Source organism: Thermoplasmatales archaeon (assembly GCA_014361195.1).
Classification (GTDB): domain Archaea; phylum Thermoplasmatota; class E2; order UBA202; family JdFR-43; genus JACIWB01.
On the sequence record JACIWA010000019.1, the window covers coordinates 1 to 1,426 of the forward strand.

1 protein-coding gene is annotated in these 1,426 nt (G+C 30.4%); it reads right to left on the reverse strand.

Features of this window, described 5'->3' with window-relative positions; translation table 11 throughout:
• Nucleotides 1-121: 121 nt before the first annotated feature.
• Entirely contained in the window at nt 122-1,321 is a 1,200-nt protein-coding gene (locus tag H5T44_06380; GenBank protein ID MBC7081846.1) for a hypothetical protein, read from the reverse strand.
• Between the last annotated feature and the right edge of the window lie 105 nt (nt 1,322-1,426).

Below are 1,426 nucleotides of genomic sequence, written 5' to 3' on the forward strand. Positions count from 1 at the left end.
TGTTTTGCGGTTGTTATTCCGTAAAAATGCATGATCGATTTGAAAAACAAGCAAAAATACATCAAATCAATTCTTTTCTAATCTAACCGTTTGTGAATAAAAGGCAATGATTGAACAAATGTTAAGTTAAATATGCCACGCTAATGAGACTATCCGTTACACCATTTTGCAATCTCGTTAATGCAATCAAATTTAGAGATAACAGACATAATGTAGTATGGAAAAATGCATATCTTTTTCCTTTCCTGTGTAAATTTGTTTCAAATCCCGCATGATTTTTGAGATATGAATTAAAACCTTCATTGCTATTCCTTTCCTTTGCGTATCTTTTTCTTAGACTATCATTTTCTTTCCACTCTTTCATTCTTTTATTCCTATAATATGCACCTACAATTTCATTTTCTTCCCTATTATAAAGAAATTTGAGTTTGTAATCAATGGATGCATTTGCTTTAAATCCTTTCTCTTTCCAGTATCTGCTATATCTTTTTTTAATGTATATCTCTTCTCCCTTTTTATTATAAACCCATCCTTTCTGTGGTTTATATAAAAATTCCACATCATAATGACATTTTGTCATGGCAATATTATGGTATGTTGCATATTTTCCATCAGTAGTTATATGAGTAATAAAGATGGATAACTGGTTCAGTTTTTTCAGATGAAATTCCATACAATATCCTTCATCATAGTTTATTTCTAAATCTTTGTAAGAAAGGAAAATCCCATTTGATTCTATAAGCAGATCTTTTTTCCACCCATATGTTTTATAGTATCCACTATATTTTGCTTCTTTATCCATTCTTCTTGCAGTAATAACCGTTGCATCCTCAACAACATTTCCTATCCATTTTCCTTTCTTTTTCAACTGCTTTTCCAGTTCTTTAACCACCCCATAAAAAACCTCATCAATTTTGTTTTGCAGAAGATTATTTACGAAATATCTAATCGTTTCATATGATGGAAGATTTGATGTATCAAAGCCAAGATTTTGTGCAATCTCTCTGTTTGTAATCAATTTTCTATAAGCATCGGTGATATATTTTATGTTGCTTAATTTCATAAAAACAACAAATTTTACTCTTGCATACACTCCTTTCTTTATCCTTTCTAATCTGGGAAACATCTCCTTTAATACAGGGTCCAGAAAACCCAGATCTAAATGTGAAAGAAACTCAGATGTTTCTACAGGAATTTCCTCTGTTGGATTTATGAATAGTGGTGGTAATTCATATTTTCTTCCAATTTCTTTATCCAAAAAATTCCGATTACTTTTTATTAGCCTTTCTGTTTCTATTTCATCCCATCCCATTTTAATCAAAAAAATGATGGGATCCTCTCTTTATTTTTTTATAAATTTTTCAGGCTACGAGTTATACCAAAAATGGTTAGCCTTTTATATGATGAAGCCTAATCTGTATCCGCC